The sequence below is a fragment of the Bacillota bacterium genome (assembly GCA_013177945.1).
Lineage (GTDB): Bacteria > Bacillota > DSM-12270 > Thermacetogeniales > Thermacetogeniaceae > Ch130.
Map to the genome: position 1 here is coordinate 1 of JABLXW010000034.1, position 20,527 is coordinate 20,527.

Annotated in this window: 24 protein-coding genes and 1 pseudogene; 13 read left to right on the top strand and 12 right to left on the bottom strand. The window is 52.7% G+C overall.

Translation table 11 applies throughout. The features are described from left to right. Positions 1-280 precede the first annotated feature (280 nt). The 12 genes from HPY58_13510 to HPY58_13565 all read right to left on the bottom strand — a co-directional run bounded on the left by HPY58_13510 (position 281) and on the right by HPY58_13565 (position 10,064). The gene (locus tag HPY58_13510; GenBank protein ID NPV30635.1) at positions 281-1,006 is read right to left on the bottom strand and encodes a hypothetical protein; all 726 of its coding nucleotides are present in this window, start codon (positions 1,004-1,006) and stop codon (positions 281-283) included. A 3-nt stretch (positions 1,007-1,009) separates the two neighbouring features. After that, on the bottom strand, positions 1,010-1,282 hold the full coding sequence (locus HPY58_13515) for a hypothetical protein (protein ID NPV30636.1): 273 nt from the start codon (positions 1,280-1,282) through the stop codon (positions 1,010-1,012). 51 nt (positions 1,283-1,333) lie between these two features. Then, on the bottom strand, positions 1,334-1,717 hold the full coding sequence (locus HPY58_13520; protein ID NPV30637.1) for a hypothetical protein: 384 nt from the start codon (positions 1,715-1,717) through the stop codon (positions 1,334-1,336). Between the two features lies 1 nt (position 1,718). Then, the gene (locus HPY58_13525) at positions 1,719-2,063 is read right to left on the bottom strand and encodes a hypothetical protein (GenBank protein ID NPV30638.1); all 345 of its coding nucleotides are present in this window, start codon (positions 2,061-2,063) and stop codon (positions 1,719-1,721) included. 185 nt (positions 2,064-2,248) lie between these two features. Continuing rightward, the gene (locus HPY58_13530) at positions 2,249-3,283 is read right to left on the bottom strand and encodes an aspartate ammonia-lyase (protein NPV30639.1); all 1,035 of its coding nucleotides are present in this window, start codon (positions 3,281-3,283) and stop codon (positions 2,249-2,251) included. A gap of 16 nt (positions 3,284-3,299) precedes the next feature. Further along, positions 3,300-3,848: a DUF2190 family protein gene (locus HPY58_13535; GenBank protein ID NPV30640.1), complete on the bottom strand. Its 549-nt coding sequence runs from the start codon at positions 3,846-3,848 to the stop codon at positions 3,300-3,302. 22 nt (positions 3,849-3,870) lie between these two features. Continuing rightward, a complete protein-coding gene (locus HPY58_13540) occupies positions 3,871-5,292 on the bottom strand; it encodes a hypothetical protein (protein ID NPV30641.1) in 1,422 nt (473 codons plus the stop codon). Positions 5,293-5,417: 125 nt separating this feature from the next. Then, a complete protein-coding gene (locus HPY58_13545; protein ID NPV30642.1) occupies positions 5,418-5,600 on the bottom strand; it encodes a hypothetical protein in 183 nt (60 codons plus the stop codon). Continuing rightward, the gene (locus HPY58_13550) at positions 5,597-6,607 is read right to left on the bottom strand and encodes a hypothetical protein (protein NPV30643.1); all 1,011 of its coding nucleotides are present in this window, start codon (positions 6,605-6,607) and stop codon (positions 5,597-5,599) included. Before HPY58_13550 ends, HPY58_13545 begins: the two co-directional genes overlap by 4 nt. After that, the gene (locus HPY58_13555; GenBank protein NPV30644.1) at positions 6,604-8,100 is read right to left on the bottom strand and encodes a phage portal protein; all 1,497 of its coding nucleotides are present in this window, start codon (positions 8,098-8,100) and stop codon (positions 6,604-6,606) included. The genes HPY58_13550 and HPY58_13555 overlap by 4 nt, the downstream gene beginning before the upstream one ends. Beyond that, positions 8,093-9,562 carry a hypothetical protein gene (locus HPY58_13560; protein ID NPV30645.1) on the bottom strand — a complete coding sequence of 490 codons (1,470 nt, stop codon included), beginning with the start codon at positions 9,560-9,562 and terminating at the stop codon, positions 8,093-8,095. The genes HPY58_13555 and HPY58_13560 overlap by 8 nt, the downstream gene beginning before the upstream one ends. After that, positions 9,528-10,064, bottom strand: coding sequence for a hypothetical protein (locus HPY58_13565; protein NPV30646.1), 537 nt, complete (start codon positions 10,062-10,064; stop codon positions 9,528-9,530). The genes HPY58_13560 and HPY58_13565 overlap by 35 nt, the downstream gene beginning before the upstream one ends. A gap of 253 nt (positions 10,065-10,317) precedes the next feature. Between HPY58_13565 and HPY58_13570 the strand changes: the two genes are divergently transcribed. The 13 genes and pseudogenes from HPY58_13570 to HPY58_13630 all read left to right on the top strand — a co-directional run. Next, positions 10,318-10,923 (top strand): hypothetical protein, encoded by a 606-nt coding sequence (locus tag HPY58_13570; GenBank protein NPV30647.1) that lies wholly within the window; start codon positions 10,318-10,320, stop codon positions 10,921-10,923. Further along, positions 10,850-12,706, top strand: coding sequence for a phage terminase large subunit family protein (locus tag HPY58_13575; GenBank protein NPV30648.1), 1,857 nt, complete (start codon positions 10,850-10,852; stop codon positions 12,704-12,706). The genes HPY58_13570 and HPY58_13575 overlap by 74 nt, the downstream gene beginning before the upstream one ends. A gap of 41 nt (positions 12,707-12,747) precedes the next feature. Continuing rightward, complete coding sequence (locus HPY58_13580; GenBank protein NPV30649.1) at positions 12,748-12,993, top strand: hypothetical protein; 246 nt, start codon at positions 12,748-12,750, stop codon at positions 12,991-12,993. Between the two features lie 13 nt (positions 12,994-13,006). After that, positions 13,007-14,596, top strand: a complete 1,590-nt coding sequence (locus tag HPY58_13585) for a phage portal protein (protein ID NPV30650.1) — start codon at positions 13,007-13,009, stop codon at positions 14,594-14,596. Between the two features lie 3 nt (positions 14,597-14,599). Continuing rightward, positions 14,600-16,033, top strand: a complete 1,434-nt coding sequence (locus HPY58_13590) for a Clp protease ClpP (protein NPV30651.1) — start codon at positions 14,600-14,602, stop codon at positions 16,031-16,033. After that, positions 16,033-16,409: pseudogene (locus HPY58_13595) on the top strand (head decoration protein). Before HPY58_13590 ends, HPY58_13595 begins: the two are co-directional and overlap by 1 nt. 50 nt (positions 16,410-16,459) lie before the next feature. Beyond that, positions 16,460-17,482, top strand: a complete 1,023-nt coding sequence (locus HPY58_13600; protein ID NPV30652.1) for a major capsid protein — start codon at positions 16,460-16,462, stop codon at positions 17,480-17,482. An 11-nt stretch (positions 17,483-17,493) separates the two neighbouring features. Beyond that, positions 17,494-17,838 (top strand): hypothetical protein, encoded by a 345-nt coding sequence (locus tag HPY58_13605; protein ID NPV30653.1) that lies wholly within the window; start codon positions 17,494-17,496, stop codon positions 17,836-17,838. A 3-nt stretch (positions 17,839-17,841) separates the two neighbouring features. Beyond that, positions 17,842-18,165, top strand: a complete 324-nt coding sequence (locus HPY58_13610; protein ID NPV30654.1) for a sugar transporter — start codon at positions 17,842-17,844, stop codon at positions 18,163-18,165. Continuing rightward, positions 18,162-18,725: a hypothetical protein gene (locus tag HPY58_13615; GenBank protein ID NPV30655.1), complete on the top strand. Its 564-nt coding sequence runs from the start codon at positions 18,162-18,164 to the stop codon at positions 18,723-18,725. The genes HPY58_13610 and HPY58_13615 overlap by 4 nt, the downstream gene beginning before the upstream one ends. Beyond that, complete coding sequence (locus HPY58_13620; protein NPV30656.1) at positions 18,722-19,192, top strand: hypothetical protein; 471 nt, start codon at positions 18,722-18,724, stop codon at positions 19,190-19,192. Before HPY58_13615 ends, HPY58_13620 begins: the two co-directional genes overlap by 4 nt. Continuing rightward, positions 19,176-19,445: a hypothetical protein gene (locus HPY58_13625; GenBank protein ID NPV30657.1), complete on the top strand. Its 270-nt coding sequence runs from the start codon at positions 19,176-19,178 to the stop codon at positions 19,443-19,445. Before HPY58_13620 ends, HPY58_13625 begins: the two co-directional genes overlap by 17 nt. Positions 19,446-19,448: 3 nt before the next feature. After that, the coding region (locus tag HPY58_13630; GenBank protein ID NPV30658.1) for a phage tail sheath family protein at positions 19,449-20,527 on the top strand (1,079 nt) is incomplete at its 3' end.

Here is a 20,527-nt window from a genome sequence, read left to right on the forward strand (position 1 = left end):
TCAAACGCATCCTCCTGGCTGGCGAGTTGGCGGCCCTGGGAGATATAGTTCTGGATCTTTCCGGCTTTAACACTGAACTAGAAGATGTAAAAAACTAATTAAGTCCGGGGGGCTGGCGGGGATGCTGTACTTCATGTGGGTACGGCATCACCTGCGCCCCGGAGAGTTTTGGAATTTGCCAAGAGGGGAACAGCTGTTATTGTTGGCTTTTACAGAAAAAGAAATGAAAGAATTAAAGTGGTTTAATCAAGGTTAATCCCTTTTTCTTTTAATTGTCTCGTTAATTCTTCATGATATTTAACCATGCGGAAGGGGTTGGATTTACCGCATCCAGAGGCAGCTTGATCGCATTGCCCAGCTCCTGGACAATGGCCAGGGCACCAGTTATCTGCTCATTCGGCGTGCTGCCGATGACGTGGCCGATAAACTTTTTGCGGACCTCAAACACCGCCCGGCCTTTTTCCAGAACCTCGATTCCTGTCAGGCGCCACATAACGCCCGGCCGTTTATAGCCCAGCGGCCAGGCATTGCGGTAAACCGCCCAGGTGGTGCCCAACAGAGTCTCCGTCCACGTCGCCAAGGCCTCAAGCCAGGGGTCATTGGCAACCGTTTCGGCCACGACAACCGGCTGCAGGGCCAGCACAGCGAACCGGAGGCCCCGGGTGATCGCATCCCACTTTTCATCTACAAAGTCCTGTCCCGCAGTGCCTAGATACTGGCAGGTGAAAACCTCGCCGGTGACGGCATCGGTCAAAAGCTGCTTGTCCAGGGCGGCTATCGTTTTACTAACAAGGGCATCAAGGTTCTCGAACGAAGTGCGGGCAACGTAAGGCCAAACCTCAATAATGCGCCGGAAACCCGTCCAGGGCGTGTCTTCAGCGTCAACGCCCTGCCGGATCACAGCATAGGGCTTGGCCGTCCCCGCTCCGGCAGCGTGTGGTTCAAAAACCCGCCCACCGAAATCCGGAACAGTATCTATCAGCTTTTGCCTGATCGCCGCCCGCATCAGTTAGCCCTCCCAGTAATCGAGCACCGTTCTTCTGATCCGTGCCAGGTGAGCATCAAAGGTCGGACGCACTATTGCGTAATTGCCACCGTGGGCGAGCTCCAGCCAGATGCCGTATTCCACCCCGTGCGAGAGGTATAGCACAAACTCATCTCCGCGCTCTTCTACCCCGGCGTGCAAACCCTGCCTCGCGTGCCCCGTTCTATCCGTCCAGGGAGCGTACTCCTTGGCGTAGCCCTCAAGCTGCCCCGCCCAGTTCAATAAAAGTGCATACATGCCCGCTTTTTTCCGCTCGATGTGGTCTATCGCCCTGTCAGCGAAACCCAATTAACTCACCTTCTTCAAATCCGCCTGATAGCCCACTAGCTGGCCCTGGACCACCTGGGGATAGACAGCCGTCACCCTGAAATGCCCCAGCCCGGGCGCATCGAATTCGTCCACAACGTTGGGGCCCGCTTGAATATCAGCCGTATAATCCGCCAGTAATCCCCACGTGTCATCCTCAAGCTTCCTACCCGGCAGGTCGCTCACCAGGCCGGGAGACCTGCTGCCCGCAGGAAATATCCGCACCGTGAAGGGTCCCTTCGTGCTTGTGACCTCTGCAAAGCCTCCATCCTGCGGCACTTTCTCGGTGCGGTTAATCGTAACCTGCGTCGGGTTCTGCTGGATCACCCAGGAGATATGCTGCCGCCGGAGGCTAACCAGGTCCATGCTACAACACCTCCGGCGGCGCAAATCTCAAGATAACGCTACCCATGCTTGCCTTGGCCATATCTGAATACTTCTGGGCCATTGTTAAGGCATGATCCAGCTCGTCTTTGAGGGCAGTCAAGTCATAGCTTTCCTGCCCAACGCTGTAGCGTTCTATCCTGCTCTTCAATAAACCAGCTTTCATGGTCCATCCGACGGCCGCAGCACTCCAGATGTTTGCAGCTTCCGCCAGAATTTCATCAAGCTCCGCGTCCAGGAAGTTTGTGTCGCTATCGCTTCCTCCTGCGGGTATCTGCTCGTTTAGGAGCTTCCGGAGTCTCTGTCTCAGTTCCGGGGATGGGGTCATGTTGCATCAACCCCTCTTTGCTTTCGTAGTACGGGCAGCTATGATCCAGGAGCACGCTTTCCCGGGTCCACCGCCGCGAGACAAGCTCTTTGTGGCACTGCATCGGTGGCAGCAGAGAATAATCAACGCCCGGCACCCACGGAAACCGGGCGCAATTAATGCATCGTGCCATTTATTTCACCGCCTTACGCAGTTAAGGTCAGCTCCTGGACGTTTTCTTCGATGGCAGCGTAAACGCCCCGGTAGGCGTAAGCCACGATCTGGCTCTCCACCAGTCTGGACAAATCACCACTGGTAGCCTCAACACGCAGGTCCTGCTTCACCAGTTCTTTAAAGCCACGTTTCGGCCGGATGAGGTATGCCTTACCGGGAGTTACGCCCGGATAGCTGTAAGTCTTCTTACCTACGACCGTCTCCCAGCCGTCGTAGTAAATTACGGACTGAATGCCGCTGATAGCCGGGTAGACAGTGCCTTCGATCTGATGACCGCCTTTTAAGGCCATTTCGATATTGGCCTGGTCCGCTGTAGAGGCCAACAGCACCGTCCCGGGGCGCTTCGCCTTAGCTGCGTCGGCAAGGGCCTTGGTGATTGTCTTATACACGCCGACCCATGCCGGATCTCCAGTAGCGCCTTGGTAAGCCGTCTTATTAGCAGTAGGGTAATTGAAGCTCAAAATCGGATACAGGTGGATATGGTTAAGCAAGGCGTTGTAAGCCTCACCAATAGCCCGGTTAAGGATTTCTACTGAGAAGGCCTCATTGAAATCTTTCATTTCCTTTGTATACTCGAAGCCGGCAGCATAGGTAAGGATCCGGGCAGTAGGCCCTTGCTCAGCCTGCAGGCGGCCAAATTTGACTTCTTCACCTTCAATGTGCTCGGTAAATATAACCGTCCCAGTAAGGGCCCACTTAGCGTCCAATACCTTTGGCAGGTTAGTATCCTGGATCTTCTCGTAAATCGGTTGGTAAAGCAGCTGCACCTGCTCCCGGCCTAACTCAACATCCAGGACTACTTTCTTCAGCAGAGCCGTGAACTGCTCCAGGCTCCCGCTGGTGAGCATTTCGCCTATCGGCCTGGACAGTTCGAAGGTCTCCATTTCGCCGTTGATAATCTTTTTCTCTACTTCATACAGTTTGCCATCCAAAACGAAAGGCACCTTTTCAATGTAGGTGCCCTGGCGACGTGCCTCGCGCAAGGTTTCAATGCTATAAATCTTCACTTATACCACCTCCTGTTTAGCTAGCCAAAATTCCGGCCGCCCGCAGGTTGGCAAGTAGGGTATTGAGCTTGGTCTTGATCTCATTAATCAAAGCTACCTCGCCAGCATCATATGTTGCGTCCGCATCGGCCGAGGTCACATCGGCCACCGCTGCCGCCTGGACAATAGCCGGCTGCTGCGGAGCGAACCAGAACCAGATCACGTTGTTAGCATCTTTGGCCACAGTAACAATGCCCGCAAAACGGTTGCCGGTAGGCGTATTAGTGAAGCGTTTGTTCACATCGTCCCAGTAAATTTTGCTCCCAGCCGCGAACGTTTCCAGCGTATTAATTTGGTCCGTTTCATACTCCGCCGGCTCGATATTGAGCACCACCTGCGCCGTCTCGCCGGCCCCGGCGGTCACCGACTGCATAGCGCAACCGAGGAAACCGTTAAGCAGGTAAAACTTGCCCGCCTCAATCGTTGTATTTTCGGGAACAGTTACTTTTACCGTCTTGCCATCACTGATCCTCCCGCCACCCAGTCCATAAACAGTGGTAGGTACGGGCTGACCTACGTAAGCCATTTACTCCACCTCCAGAACAAAATTAAATAGCCTGCCGTTTCACACGCAGGCTGCTTGTTTCTTTGCTACCGCCAATGATTGGCGGTCTATCTACGTAGAATTTTCCAAGTGCTGCCTTTATGGCTTCATCAGCCAAGAGTTTATCAATTTCGCCAGCAATCTGCTCTTTAGTTGCGTTCTCTGGAACCTGGAGCATCTTACGCACCAGAGCCTGGGCCATCTCGCCAGAAACCTTCTCCTGCAATACTTCGTCGATCAGCTTCTCCCGCTCTGCCTGCCGCTTGGCCTCAAGGGCCTCACGAGCTTCGGCGGCCACCTTTACCACATCCATTTCCCCGACTATGCCAAGGACCTCTTTAACCTTGACCAGGGTCTCCACCGCCTTGGTGTGTTCTTGCATAAATCCTGCATCGATTTCGCCTATTAACAACTCCTTCGTCACTTCCCCCTTAGCCAGCATATCCTTAAGCTGGCCCATCAACTCTTTCCAGCTCATTGGCGTTTGCCCACCTCCTATAATTTCATCCATCTCACCTATCGCCACCACTGCCGTCGGCATTCCCGCCCGGCCTAATGGTGTCCAGTCGATGCTCAAGGGCTTATAGTCTACCACATGAGTTTCCCCGGCCACCTGCTGCAGCTTGGGGACCCCGAAGATGCTCACCGTGCGAACCACATTGGCCTTGATCCAGCGTTTTAAATCCGAGGCCGCTTTGTCTACGACACCCCGGATGTAAGCCTTGCCATCCTTCCACAAAGCGCCAACCCAGTGAGTTGCCGGCGTAGGGAAAGCATAGTCAACTTCCTCGGGCTTCTGGTGGCCAAGGAAACCGGGAAGCCCCTGGCTCATTACCTCTCCGACAATTTTCTGCAAGGCCTCCGGCCGGTAGTACCAGCCACGCTTGGAATACCCTGCTGGAATTTCTACCACTACTTCCATTGGCTCCGGATCCCCGGCTTTTAAGGCCTCCAGGTTAGCCCAAGGTGCGAGCGGCACGTCCTCAACCCGCATCTCGCCGGAGATAACAGCCTGCACGGCGTAGATTTCCCCGACGGCCTCCTTCAAGGATTCTGGCGGCTCCATCTCCAGTTCCCGGTAATGCCTAAGTAGATGCCTTGCCGCCTGGCGCTTCTGCTGTGGCGTAAGATTAGGCTCCGCACGCGCGCCAGCCAAAGCAGCAGCCGCTGCCACTAAGCCGTTACGATTTAAGACCACTGTGCCATCTTCTTTAATCTCATGGTGCGGACCCCAGCAGTCAGCCTGGGTCAAGTCTTTATTAATTTCAGCTTTGACTACGGCGTAAACCTCGCGGATTGCTGCAGTAACTCCTTCGGCTCCTTCTTCTAGACCTTGCTTGAGCAATTGCCAGATGCGGCTTTTCTCTACATCTCCCCATGCGCGGTTGCTGACCTCGTCGGTGACAATCTTAAACTTCTCCGGCACGCCATTTCACCTCCTCCTTTCAAAATGGCACAATAAAAGCGCCTTGGCCTTAGCCTCAGCGCTTGTTAACGTATTGCCCAGTCTTTAAATCTCGCACCACCAACTTTTGGTGTATTGGATGCACCTCAATCCTTTTTACCGGTGGGTTCTGTTTTATCTCTACCTGGATCTGAGTTGCTTGCTGGCTTTGATTTTGCCTTTCCACCGTCCACCACCCCGAACATATCACGGGCCAGTTCCCGCTTCAATTTTTTAATGTCCTTCTTTGTCAACTCTGCCGGAAAACTAATGCCTATACCGTACATCACAGCGCCACCCCCTGGCGGTAAATAGTTTGGTACCATTCTTCCAATTTCGGCTCACTGGCCGGATTTTCCTGCCACCTCTTTAGTCTAAACAAAAAATCCTCTGGTTCATCATGTACGGGCACAAGGATGCACAAGCAATTGGGGTGCGCTGGATAAGGCGGCTCGTTCCCCGGAGAATATATTCCTCTGCCAAAGCCTTCATCGTGAGCTGCCAGGGTATCGCATATGTCGACCAGCGGATGGCTCTTACTGAGGACCCACTTCATCCCTTTATAGCTGGGGCTAACCCTGGCTGCCGCTATCGTCCCTTCTCCAAAAGCCGCCGTTGTCTCGGTTCTAGCCAACCGCAGAGCCTCATAGCAAATATCGCCAGGAACGCGCCCCTTCATGCGCTCCATCATTTTGGGGTAGTCCCGGGCCAACGTCTGCGCTCCCTGCCGCACATACTGCTGGAGCATCCGGGCAGTTTTAACCGCATCCTGGCCGATAGCCACTGCTTCCTGGATCAGGTCCCGCATAGTAGCCCGGAACTTCTCAGACTTCTCCCATATCCTATCTGAGAGGAATAAGCCATTCTTCGTCCTGGACCAGCAGGCCTCTACAGCCTGACGGTTTACTGTCGCAAACAAAGTGCGAAGGCCAGTAGCATCTATTCCGGCCTTCTTAAACAGTTCCAGTGTAACTGCTTGACTGTAGCCTGCCCCGGCGTTAACAGCTTCCTCAATATACGTTTCCAGGGCTTTTGTCAGGTTACCGCCAAGCCTTTCCGCTTCCATCCTCAGTGCGGCTTCCAGTTCCTCAAGCTGCCGCTTTCGAAGGTAACTGGACGGCGTTTTCAGAGCCAGTTTCCGAAGCTCCTGGGCCACCCTGTCGGCCGCCCGGATGTAGAGACCTCGTATCTCAAGGTCGTGGCGCAGTCTTAACTCAACGTATTTCTTCCTGGCTTCTAATGCCCATTTTCGGTAAGCTCCTGCAGCATCTTTGATTTCCTCTATTTCTCGGCTCATTCATTCCCCAGCTCCTCCTCCAGAGCCCGTTTCTGTTCCTCCAGCACCTCTCCGTCTTCCAGCCTCCGCCGCATGATCCAGGACTTGATTATCCGTTCCCGCTCGCCGGGCAGCTCCGGATCATCGGTCACATAGTCCCGCATGGTCTCCACATACTGCTTGAGCAGATCTACCGCAGCATCCATGCTGATGATCCCGTTTTGTAAGGCTGTGCTGAGTGCATCCACCACGGTCTTGAGGGTATCGGCATATTCTTTCTCGTCACGTTCTACCACCGCATCCCAGGTTATCTCTACATCGTAGCTGGCGAACTTCTTTCCTGTGATCTTGCTGCACATGACCAGGAGCATCCGGCCAAGAAGTTGCCAGTTCTCCGTAACCATTTCACGCTTCCGGGCCACCCTACGGATTAAAAGTGGCATTTGTTCTTTCACACTGGCATGGCTGCTCGGCGTGTGGACACCGAAGGCGAACTCGGGGACCTCTGAGACGTCAACAATGCAGTAAAACAAGAGCTTGAGTAGGGCCTCAGCATCGCCGATAGCCGAGCGGACCTCGATAAAGCTCGCATCCTCTCCATCCGCAAAGATGAGCAACTCGTGGCCCTGGAGGTTTACACTGGCCTGCTCTCCTCTTCTAATCTTATCCAGCACCTGTTGCCCAAAGTTGTTGAGGATAAATCTTTCCACATCCCCGAGCTTGAGCTTGAGCCGTGGAGTCGAATGCATCTTGCTGCCCTGTATGGCATGGAGCATCACGTCATGGTATGCCTTCAAATACGGCTCCACCGCCTCAAGCTCACTGGTACCGTAGAGCTCCGTTTCCTCGGGTTCGTTCTTGAAATGCACTATCGGAATAAATCCCCAAGGATTGGGTCGCTCCTCACTCACCAGACCAGGCGGAGCGTCTCCCTCTACCGCCACCGTAACTTTATCTACCGCTATACGTTGAGTTACTGCATACTCTCGCCGCCCGCTGTCCCACTTATTCCGGGCCTGAATAGTATAAGCTACTGGCTTCCGGGTTAGCGGGTCAACTTCAATATCTACAACCTGCTCCGGAGGGATGATGACATACTCTATACGGGTATCATCCTCCGGATAGAGCGGATCATCCACAGCTAAATTAGCCAGCATAACAAAGCAGTCGCCATCCCGCAGGCAGAGCTGGTGGGTACGCTGCATGCGGCTCACCCACCTTGCGGCGTGTTTTTTTAGAACCGCCTGGGCTTCTTCATCCTCGCAGTAGAAACGTGGCACTCCCATGAAACCCGCCAAAGTGTTGACTATAGGCTTGGCAAAACCAGCACCAAGTTTATAGTCATCATGGGTGTTATGATAAAGCTGCCGGGCCAGGACATAATCCACCCGGCTGCTGCCCAAAACATAAGGCACATTCCAGCGGCCCCAAATGACCTGGCCGAATAAGCCTAACGGTTGTCTCAGTTTTGAGATTTCACCGATGGCCCTCATAAGCCACCCTTTTTTAGCCATAGAGTTTCGCTCCTCTCAACAATGCCACCGCACCAGGGTTAAAGATGGTACCTCTTGCCTTATCGGCCGCGTGCAAAGCCAGTGCTAAAGCCCAAAATTTATCTGCATGGTGCTTTTCGTCATGCTCGGCATCAAACCGGATATTACCTGCAGCTGTAACAAACTTTTTCACTGAGTGGATCTGCTGCATAAGGTCCCGGTTATACGGGATCCAGATATTCCGTTCCTCAAATGCTATCTTAGTAAGCGGCGCTAGTTCCCCTTTTACTTGGTTCATCAGAGTAACTCCTTCAACCCTGCTGGGATACTTCGCCGTCATTTCTTCGGCCAGTTGGATACCCATACCAGTTGCGTCTATACAGAGCCGGCGCACATCCGCCCGACCGTTCAGTAGGCGACAAAGGGTTTCCCGCTGCTCAGGAAACGGGGTTTTATCAAGGGTAACCATTAAACGCTGGTAAAACCGGTCACCCACCTGCTCCAGAACAATCAATTCCGAAGCGTTCCGCTTCCGGCCAACATCGTACCCAGCCCAGAGCGGACCTTTTGCTTGGTAGCTTAGGAAGCTTTCAACATCCGTGTAGTGCTCCAGCTCGTCCTCATCTTTGGCAGCTGCTAGAATGAGATCCCAGGGAATGTATGCCGTAGCTTCGTCGATAAATAGGCACTCATATTCCTGCTGGAAACTTTCTTGGTCCATCGACTCACGGATGAGCTTCAAAATTTCTGTACCAAACTCTCTCACTCGTTCATCGGTGGACATAGCCTCCGCTTCCCAGCGTGCCCTGGAAACATCTATGCAAAAGTCAGGGCAATACCACCAGGGCACCCGAAAGCGTACAAAGTGTGGATATTTTTCAGCTTCACCCTCAATAATTTCATAAAAAATTCCCGTCTTGCCCAACGGCGTGCTGGCTATTGTAAGTACACCGCCACCACGTGTAATGATAGGTACAGCGGCAACGTATATGCCCCTGGCGTTACGGTAAAAAGCAAGCTCATCTAAGTAAACATCGGCTTTGCCCTTGCCACGCGGCTCACGGCAAGGATTGGAGATAAGCCGGGACCTTCTACCTTTACTATCTTTAAACTCCAGCTCGGTCTTATTATCGGTTACTAATTTCTTTTGCCACGCCAGCGGCATAGTATCATAGAGCATTCTGGCGTAGCGGATCTTTTCTTTGGCATCTTCGAGATTATAACTTACAAAGATTGCTGTATGTTCAGCCTTAAGGTGAGCCTTTGCCAAGCTTTCAGCCGCGAAGTCAAATGAAAACCCGGTCTGGCGGCTTTTGAGGACTGCTCGAAACCGGGCATTACACTCGTTAAATTCGATTTGATAGTCATACAGCTTTGTCGGCTTGTCATCCACCCTGGTGGCCGCTTGGATAAACCCGCTTACTGTAGCAAGCCACCGCTTAATTTCCTCAGGACTCGGTTCTCTCTTGACTACCGTGAGCATTCATATACAGCTCCTGAAGTTCGTCGAGAGTAGCTACCATAGCATCGGCCAATTTGCTTTCAGAATCGTCCCCCAGTAATTCTTGTTTCGTTTTCATGGCCTGTCTCATCTCACTCTGCAGTTTTTCCCGCAGCTGAACTAATGCCAGTGGCGGGTTCTTTCTCTGGGCTATTAAATCTTTAAGCCAGGCCGTGGTAGCCTGGCTGAGCTCGAAGTTGTCAGCTATAGTTGCGTCAAGCATTTCAATATCGCTTAACCGTCTTTGAACCGCCCGCTCAAACTGCTCCTGGCTCTTCTGGTATTGCTCCCTGGCCTCGGCAGTAACGTCGAAGTGTTCTAGCATGTGCCGCCGGATCGCCTCATGGCTAATTTTCTCTCCCATTTCGGCCAACCGGCGAGCAACTTCCCTAGCACTTATGCCTCCTTCTTTGACCCATTTTTCTATCTCGACCCGGTGCGGTGAGTTACAGACCTTACACCGGGCACTGTACCCGACCGGCATCCGGGCCACCTCCTGTCAAGGTTGTCAACGTCAAGGTTGCCATTGACACGGTTGTCAAGCTTTGTACACCCCCCAGCCCCCGCCCTGGCCGCTATGCTGGGGTGTACTGACCCGCCCCTTGTCGAGCTGTCAATTGGAATGCCTTCTAGCACGGGTCCTTCTGGAAGCTGTAGCGGCACGGGTCTGGCGAGCCGCGGCTTTTGGCTAGGTTTCAGGGTTTTTCAACGGGGTTTTCTTTCCGGGGTGGCAGAATATGTCAGAAGTGAAAAGGGATATATCTGACCTGGTCGTAAGCACCGACGTGCTGGCCGACCTTTTAGGATATACACGCCAGCGCATTAATCAGCTGGCAAAAGAGGGCGTCCTGGAAAAACGGGCTCCAGGGCGCTTTTTATTGAAGTTGAACATCAAAAAGTACCTGGATTTCCTGCGGACCGAGCAAATGACCGAAGAAGAAGAGGAAGCGGCCCGGCGGTACTGGGAAGAAAAGGCCCTACACGAAAAAGCGAAGCGGCAAATCGCCGAATTAAAGCTGGCCAGGCTGCAAAACCGGCTGCACGACGCAGCCGACGTAGAGCTGGTCATGACCAACATGCTCACCACCTTCCGCAACCGTATTCTTGCCATACCCCAGAAGGTGGCACCCAAGATAATTGGCATGAAGAACCTGGCTGAAATCAGCGAAGCTATTAACGCAGAACTCCTGGAGGCCCTGAACGAACTTAGTGACTACGACCCGGCTTTGTTTGCCGGGGGTGAAGACTTTGAAGAACTTGAAGAAGACGATGAGGTTGTTCCGCAGGATAGCCAAAGCTGTAGCCCCACCGCCAAAGCTGACGGTGGGCCAGTGGGCCGATAGATACCGCAAACTTTCTTCCGAAAACTCGGCCGAACCCGGCCAGTGGCAAACGGACCGGGCACCATACCAGCGGGAAATCATGGACTGCGTTACCGACCCGAGAGTGGAAAAAGTGGTGGTTATGTCCAGCTCTCAGGTAGGTAAATCGGAAATAATCAACAACATTATCGGCTACTACATAGACGTTGACCCGGGCCCTATCTTGTTAGTACAACCCACGATTGAAATAGCCCAGGACTATTCCAAAAGGCGCATAGCTCCCATGATCGCCGATACGGAAGTCCTGGCCCGGAAAGTAGCCGACTCAAAAACTAGAGACCTGAACAACACCATCTTGCTAAAAGTTTTTCCCGGCGGGTTCCTGGCTATAGGAGGTGCGAACAGCCCTGCCGGGTTGGCCAGCCGGCCGATACGCATACTGCTATGTGATGAGGTAGACAGATATCCAGCCAGTGCCGGCAACGAAGGAGACCCTATAGCCCTGGCGGAAAAGCGGACCACTACTTTCTGGAACAGAAAGAAGGTCTTTGTTTCTACCCCCACCATCAAGGGGGCTTCGCGGATAGAGTCCGAATACGAGCTAGGCACTCAGGAAAAATGGTGCGTCCGGTGTCCGGGGTGCGGCGAATACCATTTTATCGTGTTGCGGGACATCCAGTTTGAGTATGAGAAACACGAGAAGAATGGGAAGGTAATATACACGGTCCTTGATGTCCGCTGGAGGTGTCCCTCCTGCCTTCAGGAATTTGACGAGTTCACCATGAAAAGGCAGCCGGCTAAATGGATTGCCGATAACCCGGCAGCTATTGAAAACGGGATAAGAAGCTTCAGGCTCAACTCATTTGTTTCTCCGTGGTATTCCTGGAAAAAGATTATCCAGGAATACCTGGAGTCCAAGGATGATCCTGAAAGGTTCAAGGTGTTTGTCAACACTGTCCTGGGGGAACCGTGGGAAGAGCGTGGGGAAATCGAAGACGAGACTATACTACTTGAGCGCCGGGAAGAATATGAGGCTGAACTTCCGGCCGGAGTTTTACTTCTAACGATGGCAGTTGATACCCAGGACGACCGCCTGGAATATGAAGTTGTCGGCTGGGGTCGCGGGGAGGAATCGTGGGGTATAGAAAAGGGTGTTATCTGGGGCAGGCCCGATGATAAAGAAACCTGGCAGCAGGTAGATGATAAGCTGTCCAAGGTCTGGAGGTTTGCCGACGGCACCGGCCTGGTTATTGCCTGCACCTGTATCGACTCCGGTGGGCATTTTACTGACGAGGTTTATAAATTTTGTGCGGAGAGATTACAAAAAAGGGTGTTTCCCGTAAAGGGGCAGAGCGGTGCCAGCATTCCGCTGGTATATAAAATATCTCGAAACAACAAATACCGGGTGCCGCTAATTCTGCTGGGGGTTGATTCGGGCAAGACCGCAATAATGCAGCGGTTGAAAATTAAACAACCCGGTCCGAAATACTGCCATTTCCCCGTCCAAGAAGAGCGGGGGTATGATCAGGTCTATTTCAAAGGCCTCATATCCGAGCGGCAGGTTCTCCGAAAAAATAAAGGTCGGGTTGTTGCGGTATGGGAAAGCATTGGGAAAGATAGGAGAAATGAGCCTCTAGACCTGCGAGTATACAATTTAGCGGCTCTTAGGCTGGTCAATCCGGACTTTGAAGCCCTGGAAAAGCGTTTGAAAGAGGTAACTTCTGGGCCCCAAAATGCACCAAAACCTGCCCCTAAATTGCCTCAAAAACGTTACGGTTGCATCAAAAAAGCAGCTGATTTTTAACAAAAACGGCTGCTTTTTTGTTCATTTTTGTATAGAAAACGGTGATATTTATGCTGGAAGAGAGGCTACAGAAAGCGAAAGAACGCCTCAATGCCTACTACGAAGCGGAACTGGCAGTCCTTGCTGGGCAGGAATACCGCATTGGCTCCAGGGTGCTCCGCCGAGCAGACCTGTCGAGCATTAGAGAGGCCATAAATGAGCTAGAGAGACTGGTCCAGCAGCTGGAGGCCCAGTTAAATAGCAATACAGCAATTAGGTCCCGGCGTGTGGTGCTAAGGGACATATAAGGGTGGTGGAAAATTGAATGCGATTGACAGGATAATAGCGTTTTTAAGTCCAGGGATAGCTTTGAAGCGCCAGGCAGCCCGCCGGGCGCTTCAGTTTATGAATGCTGGCTACTCCGAATCTGGGGCCTCCACCCGCAAAAAGTCCATGAAAGGCTGGCAGGCCTGGTCTAGTAGCCCCCAGGCGGACATCGACATGAACCTGGACATCTTGAGGCAGAGGTCCAGGGACCTGTTTATGGGGGGAGCTCTGGGGCGGTCTGCCATAGTGACTTCCAGGACCAACGTAGTAGGTGCCGGGTTGAGGTTAAAATGCCGGATTGATTACGAGTTCCTGGGTATCAGCCGGGAGCAGGCGGAGCAGTGGGAAAAGAATACCGAGCGCGAATTTGCGGTGTGGGCTGAAAGTGTATTCTGTGACGCCATGCGCCTTAACAACTTCTACAAAATGCAGTCCATACTTTTCATGTCCACCCTCCTGAATGGCGATGGCTGGGTGATAATAAAGCAGGCTGAACCGGAGCCGTATTTTCCATACTCTCTTCGGCTCCATTTGATAGAGGCAGACCGGATCAGCACGCCGGCAAAAACTCCTGGAAGCATATTTGCTCTGAACCGCGTCGAAGGGAAAAACCCGGATAACGGGAACAGGATTATAAGCGGTGTGGAGATCAACGAGGAAGGGGCGGTAGTGGCCTACTGGATATCCAATATGTACCCGGGAGATCCGGCCAGGCCGACGGGGAAAATTGAATGGCAGCGCGTGGAGGCCTTCGGGCCGCGTACAGGCAAGCCCAACGTTCTGCAGATCATGGAGGCGGAGCGTTGCGAGCAATACCGCGGTGTTCCGTATCTCTCGCCGGTTATTGAAGACCTCAAGCAGATTACCAGGTACACTGAAGCCGAATTAATGGCAGCCATTGTGACGGGCTTCTTTACTGTGTTTATCAAGGAAAGCCAGACACCGTTTACGGAATTTCCGCTGACTGAGGCTATACCGCAAAATGAAAAGGTGGACCTAGATCCCAATGCCTTTGAGCTGGGGGCCGGAACTATAAATACCCTGCCACCCGGGTATGACATTGCTACCGCCGACCCGAAGAGACCCTCATCTAACTTTGATGCTTTTGTTACGGCCCTGGCCAGGCATGTAGGGGCGGCCCTTGAGATACCTTATGAGCTGCTTTTAAAGAGCTTCACGGCCAGCTATTCCGCGAGCCGGGCGGCGCTCTTGGAGGCCTGGAAGGCCTTCCGGATGCGGCGGACGTGGTTTGCCAGTGACTTCTGCCAGCCGGTGTACGAATTGTGGCTCGCCGAGGCAGTGGCCCGGGGCAGGATTTCGGCTCCCGGGTTTTTCAACGACCCTCTAGTGGCCAAGGCGTGGAGCCGGGCGGAATGGCACGGACCGGCACCCGGGCAGATCGACCCGGTGAAAGAGGTACAGGCGGCTCAGATGAGGGTGGCCAGCGGCTTTTCTACTCGGGAGCGGGAAACTATCGAACTCACCGGCGGCGATTTCGACAGAAACATAGAGCAACTGCAGCGGGAAAATCAGCTGATGCGGGAAGCCGGCTTGCCGCTGGAAGGAACAGGGAAGGGAGGGTAAGCCTTGAGCAAGTTTTGGAGGTTTAGAAACCTATCCGAGGAAGAAGCTGAGCTCCTCCTTTATGGAGAGATAGCTTCAGAACAGCCCTGGTGGGAAGGAGGGGATTTGGTTACTCCTAAGCAGTTTTACGAGGACCTAAAAGCGCTAGGGCCCAAGTCCAATATTACAGTGAGGATTAACTCCGCAGGCGGCGATGTATTTGCTGCCCAAGCCATTTACACCCAGCTAAAGACCAATGCGGCCAAGGTTACGGTAATCGTTGATGGGCTGGCTGCGAGCGCCGCCAGTATCGTGGCCATGGCCGGTGACATCGTAAAAATGCCGGCCAACGCCATGATGATGATTCACAATCCGACCATTGGTCTGCTGGGTTACTACACTGCCGAAGAAATGGAAAAGTTCGCCGAACAATTGGAGGCAGTTAAAGAATCCATTATCAATGCCTATATGTCCAAGACCGGCCTGGACCGGAAGACTCTTTCAAAAATGATGGATAAAGAAACATGGATGACCGGCGAGGAAGCCGTGGAAAAAGGGTTTGCTGATGAAGTGCTGTTCCAAAATGTCCAGATGTCCATAAGGGGCAGTTTACTGATAGTAAATAGCATAAGCCACGACCTCTCTAGGTTTAAGAGCCGGCCCCCTGTGCCGGAGATAAAGAATGGAGTAGTGCCCAAGGATGTATCGCGGGAGACAGCACCTGAAGATGAGACTTGGGAGGCCCCGAACCTGGAAGACTTTACCGACAAGAGCTGGGATGAACTTTCCGATGATGAAAAGAGAAGAATAGCCGGGCATTATGCATGGGCACCCAAAATGCCGCCGGATAGGTTTTCTGATTTGAAGCTCCCGCATCACCGGCCAAGCGATGGCGCAGTGGTTTGGGCAGGAGTAGCTAACGCTGCAGCAAGGTTGCCCCAGACGGATATCCCGGATGAGGACTTAGAAGAGGTCCAAGATCATTTGGGTAGCCACTACCGGCAGTTCGGGCGTACCCCGCCCTGGGAAAGAGATGAAGAGAAAAGTAATGCTTGGAGAAAGGAGGAGCAAGAATTGAAACTGGAAATCAAGACAGTTGATGAACTAAGGGAGCACTTCCCCGAACTGGTCGCACAACTGGAGGCTGCGGCTAGGGAAGAAGGAATAAAGGCTGAACGCCAGCGCATCCAGGCTATCGATGAAATCAGCCGGACCCTGGCTCCCGAACTGGTCAAAAAAGCCAAATATGAACAACCGATGACAGCCGAGCAGCTGGCCTTGGAGGCGCTAAAGGCAGAGGCTGCTAAGGGACGCCAGTACCTTGAGGATTTAAGGAAGGACAATGAGGAATCTGGTGCTCTTAGTATTAAAGGGCAGCCTTACAGGGCAGAGTCCAATGTCGCCAATATCGCTCAGACAATTGCCGAATACGCCAATAAAAGGAGGAGGATGGGCTAATGGCTCAGCTATACGGAACCCTAGATACTTTTATGCCGGATAATCTTATTGCCGGTAATGAAGTGCCTTTGCTGGTTAAAGCTGTAACGCTACAGGCTGGTCAGGGAGTGTTAAAGCGGGGCACCGTCCTGGGGATTATCACCGCTACCGGGTTGGCCGTGCCGGTAAACGCGCCAACACTGATGGCAGCCAGGTGGCCGACTGCATTCTGGCCGATGATGTAGACACCACGGGGGGCAATGTTGTTGCCGAGGCTTACATTAGCGGCCATTTTAACCGCAAGGCGCTAATTTTTGGCGGGACCGATACTGCGGAAATTCATGAAGCTAGACTTAGGGAACTCGGTATATTCCTGAGCGACAATATTCCGTACTAAGGAGGATGATTTAATTGGGCGGGATTGCTAACATTTACGAAACCCGGACCATGATGCAGGCCATCGATTTGATGATGCCTGTGAGGACATTTTTCCGGGATACCTTCTTCCCTGGGGTTGAGACGTTTGTCACCGAGAAGATAGACGTCGATTTTAGGAAAGGCAAGCGCAAGATGGCCCCCTTTGTAGCCCGGCGGCGTGGGGGCATAACTGTGGATCGGCAGGGCTTCCGGACCGATACCTATACTACGCCCTATATAGCTCCCCAGCGGGCCCTGACCAAGGATGACATCAGTACCCGGCTGATGGGAGAAAACATTTATAGCACACGTACCCCCGAGCAGAGGGCCCAGGAGCTCCTCGCCCGTGACCTGGCCGAGCTGGATGAGATGATTACCCGCCGCGAGGAATGGCTCTGCCGCCAGCTCCTGCTTTTCGGCACGGTCACTATAAAGGGCTGGATCGATGAGGTGGGCGGTACTGAGTATGTAGAGGACACTATCGATTACAACTTTACCAACAAGGAAACCCTGGCTGGCGCCGCGGCCTGGAGCGAAGCCACCAGTGACAAGCTAGGAGACTTAAAGCGTATCCGCCTGGAGATTATCCAGAAGTCCGGCCGTAACCCCAATATTGTGGTTATGGCCAACAATGTAGCGGATATGTTCATTAATGACAGCAAAATCCAGGCATTGCTTGATATTCGGAATCTAACTATCGGCCAGGTGCAGCCCAGGGTTCAGATGGACGGAGTAACCTACATCGGTACTCTGACCAGTCTAGGCCTTGAACTTTACACCTATGATGAGTGGTTCCTTGATGATGACGGCCAGGAGTATCCTATGATGCTGGATGACTACCTGATCATGGGACGTACCGGCCTGGGGACCATGCTTTACGGCGCCGTGACGCAGTTAGAGGAAAGTGATGGGGAATTCCATACCTATGAGGGTAAACGCATTCCGAAGGTGTGGAAAGACGTAAACAACGACACTAAGATGATCCGCGTTGCTTCCCGTCCGTTGCCCAAGCCGGAGGACGTTGATTCCTGGTTTGTCTTGAAAGTTAAGTAGGGGTGAGGGTAGTGGCGGTATTCGTTAGGCGCTTCCGGGTACGGTTTAACGGCGTAACTTACGGTCCGGGCCAGCCGGGCGGGCAGATTATTGAGGGCCTCTCCGACGAGGAAGAGGCCCGTTTAATTCAAACTTCCGGCGGGACTATTGAAAAGTATGTGTATCCGCAGCGGGTGGTAATGGGACCTCCTACTGATGAAAGCTCCAAAACTGGCAGCGGCGAAGATGAAGGTATGGAAGAAGAAGTGTCTGTGCCGGAAGCCGAGGAAGCCAAAACGACGGAAGAGACAATTATCAACATTGACCCGGCGGATTTGATTCAGCCGGGCAGTAAAGCTAAAAAGAAGGGGCGGTAAGGTATGCCCCGGCTTCGGGATGTTATGGCTGCGGACCTGGATATTTTCTTCAACCTGGATGAATTCGCTGAGTTGCATGATATAGACGGGAAAGAGATTGCAGCTATAGTGGACAGCGATATTTTAAAGATCCGGAGCCAGAACAAATATGAGCGTTTTGATGGGGTGTACAAGGGGGAAGTAGCCGTTTTCGTCAAGGCCAGTGACTTCCCCAACCGGCCTGTTTTTGGTCAGCCTATGCGGCTTGACGGGAAGCTTTACATGGTAGTTGAGTGCAGTGAAGACATGGGGATTTTGGAGATCGTTCTGGGGGCTAATGAATCATGATAACGGTTAATGCCGACCAGCTCGCCCGGGCAGAGGTGTTGTTAAGGGATATTCCCGACGCAATTCCCAAGGTTATAGTATCGGCTATTAACAAGGCGGCTCAGGCGGCTAAGCAGGATGCAGTTAAAAAAGTCCGTGAACGGTATTACGTCAAAGCGAAAGACGTTTCGGCAACGATTGAGATAGAGAAAGCGACGCTTGAAAATCAGGCCGCAGTGGTACTGTCCACTGGTAGCCCTCTGGCTCTCTCAAAGTTTAGGGTTACACCGGCAAGGCCTCCCAGAAGAAGGAGAAAGAACCCCATAATTGTGCGTGTAGTGCGGGGAGAAGGCGGTCCTATTAGAGGGGCATTTGTGGCTCAAATGAAGTCGGGACACATTGGAGTGTTCCGGCGGGCCGGACCGACAAGGTTGCCCATAATTCAGCTTTACGGGCCTTCGGTCCCCCAGATGTTGGGTCATCCCTCGGTTACTGAGTTTGTTGAGGAGAGGGCCCGGGAACTACTGGAGGAAAAGCTTGAAGATGAGATAACCCGTATGCTCGGGAGGGTTGGCAGATGACGCCGGTCTTACTGGTGGATGCTTTAAGGGATTTTATTGAAGACGTGGTTAAGAACTACTGGCTGGAAACAAAAAAACCGGACCTGAATAAGCCTCCCCAGGTAGTGACCGGTTATCTGCCTCCCCCTGAAGCTTCCCGGGAAGAACCTAACTTCCCTTTTGTAATTATCCGGCTCTTAGAGGGAACGGATGACCAGGAAGGCTCCACGGTTACAGTCAAGATAATTGTGGGTACTTACTCAGAAGATAGTCAGAATGGCTGGCGTGATGTAGCGAACATTATACAGCGTATCAGGACGGAATTACTGAGAAGACGGGTCATTGCAAAGAAATATCGGGTGGAATACCCGATTAAGTTTGAGATAGTCGAAGAGCATCCTTATCCGGAGTGGATAGGTGTAATGACTACCGTTTGGGCGATTGCGCAGCCCATAGTGGAGGAGGTTTTCTATGGCGAAGGTGAGTAAACCGGGTAACCCCGAGCAGCTGATTTACTGCGGGCCCAATATCCCGGGTGGCGTGTTACAGCGCTATACCGTATTTAAAGGCGGTCTACCGGCGCATTTAGAAGAGCTTTTTAATAAATGCCCTGCAGTTAAGCTGCTCTTTGTGCCGGTAACAGATTTGGCCCGGACCGAGAAGGCTATTGCCACCAAGGGTACTCTTGAAAATGCCTACTTTAATGAAGTCTTGCAGTTTATCTCGAAGGGTGGTGCATAATTAATGACCTATAAGCACGGGGTTTATGTCACCGAAGTTCCCACTTCCGTTACCCCGCCGATTCAGGCCACTGCGGGCCTCCCGGTAGTATTCGGCACTGCTCCGGTCAACCTGGCGGCTGAACCCGCACCGGTAAATAAGCCGGTGCTTTGTTATACCTATGAGGAGGCCGTAAAACAGTTCGGTTACAGCAACGATTGGGAGAAGTATACTCTTTATGAGTTCATTAAGTCTCATTTTGCCCTGTTCGCTGTGGCACCGGTAGTGCTGGTTAATGTATTGGATCCGGCTGTTCATAAGAAGAGTGTGACGGGGGAGAGCGTTACTCTGGTAAACGACCAGGCAACACTGGCTAATACCGGGGTGCTGAAGGAAACCGTAGTGGTGAAGAGCCAGGATGGCAGCATCACTTACGTTGCTAACACTGATTACCTGGTGACTTTTGATGACGAGGGCAGGGCGGTTATCAGCCGGCTAGCCACCGGTTCTATCCCTGCTGCGGCTACTCTTAAGGTGGATTATAATTATCTAGATCCTACTATGGTGACCGCGAGTGATATTATCGGCGGGATAGATGTCACTACCGGAGCTTATGAAGGCCTTGAATTACTAAATAAAGTGTTCCCTCTCTTCCGATTGGTGCCGGGAATGGTGCTGGCCCCCGGATGGTCCCATGATCCGGCGGTAGCTGCAGTGATGGTGGCCAAGGCCAGCAATATCAACGGTCACTTTAAGTGCATTGCCTTAACTGATGTACCGACGAGCGAGGTTAAAAAGTATACCGATGTAGCCAACTGGAAAGAGACCAACACTTACACTTCTCCAAGGCAGGCTGTTTGCTGGCCGAAGGTAAAGCTCGATGATGAGGTTTTCCACCTTTCTACACAGCTGGCCGGGTTGATCTGTAAGACCGATGCAGAAAATGATGATGTACCGTATGCTAGTCCGTCGAATAAAGCACTCCAGGCCAATGGTGCTGTGCTGGCAGACGGAACAGAAATTGCCTTGGGCCCTGACCAGGCTGCCTATCTAAATGGCCAGGGAATTATCACGGCCTTAAACTTTATCGGTGGCTGGAAGGC

Excerpts from the sequence above, each read along its gene's own strand:
- HPY58_13510 (NPV30635.1), bottom strand. The coding sequence starts at position 1,006 with ATGCGGGCGGCGATCAGGCAAAAGCTGATAGATACTGTTCCGGATTTC.
- HPY58_13515 (NPV30636.1), bottom strand. The coding sequence starts at position 1,282 with ATGTATGCACTTTTATTGAACTGGGCGGGGCAGCTTGAGGGCTACGCC.
- HPY58_13520 (NPV30637.1), bottom strand. The coding sequence starts at position 1,717 with ATGGACCTGGTTAGCCTCCGGCGGCAGCATATCTCCTGGGTGATCCAG.
- HPY58_13525 (NPV30638.1), bottom strand. The coding sequence starts at position 2,063 with ATGACCCCATCCCCGGAACTGAGACAGAGACTCCGGAAGCTCCTAAAC.
- HPY58_13535 (NPV30640.1), bottom strand. The coding sequence starts at position 3,848 with ATGGCTTACGTAGGTCAGCCCGTACCTACCACTGTTTATGGACTGGGT.
- HPY58_13550 (NPV30643.1), bottom strand. The coding sequence starts at position 6,607 with ATGAGCCGAGAAATAGAGGAAATCAAAGATGCTGCAGGAGCTTACCGA.
- HPY58_13555 (NPV30644.1), bottom strand. The coding sequence starts at position 8,100 with ATGGCTAAAAAAGGGTGGCTTATGAGGGCCATCGGTGAAATCTCAAAA.
- HPY58_13560 (NPV30645.1), bottom strand. The coding sequence starts at position 9,562 with ATGCTCACGGTAGTCAAGAGAGAACCGAGTCCTGAGGAAATTAAGCGG.
- HPY58_13565 (NPV30646.1), bottom strand. The coding sequence starts at position 10,064 with ATGCCGGTCGGGTACAGTGCCCGGTGTAAGGTCTGTAACTCACCGCAC.
- HPY58_13570 (NPV30647.1), top strand. The coding sequence starts at position 10,318 with ATGTCAGAAGTGAAAAGGGATATATCTGACCTGGTCGTAAGCACCGAC.
- HPY58_13575 (NPV30648.1), top strand. The coding sequence starts at position 10,850 with ATGAGGTTGTTCCGCAGGATAGCCAAAGCTGTAGCCCCACCGCCAAAG.
- HPY58_13600 (NPV30652.1), top strand. The coding sequence starts at position 16,460 with ATGATGCAGGCCATCGATTTGATGATGCCTGTGAGGACATTTTTCCGG.
- HPY58_13610 (NPV30654.1), top strand. The coding sequence starts at position 17,842 with ATGCCCCGGCTTCGGGATGTTATGGCTGCGGACCTGGATATTTTCTTC.
- HPY58_13615 (NPV30655.1), top strand. The coding sequence starts at position 18,162 with ATGATAACGGTTAATGCCGACCAGCTCGCCCGGGCAGAGGTGTTGTTA.
- HPY58_13620 (NPV30656.1), top strand. The coding sequence starts at position 18,722 with ATGACGCCGGTCTTACTGGTGGATGCTTTAAGGGATTTTATTGAAGAC.
- HPY58_13625 (NPV30657.1), top strand. The coding sequence starts at position 19,176 with ATGGCGAAGGTGAGTAAACCGGGTAACCCCGAGCAGCTGATTTACTGC.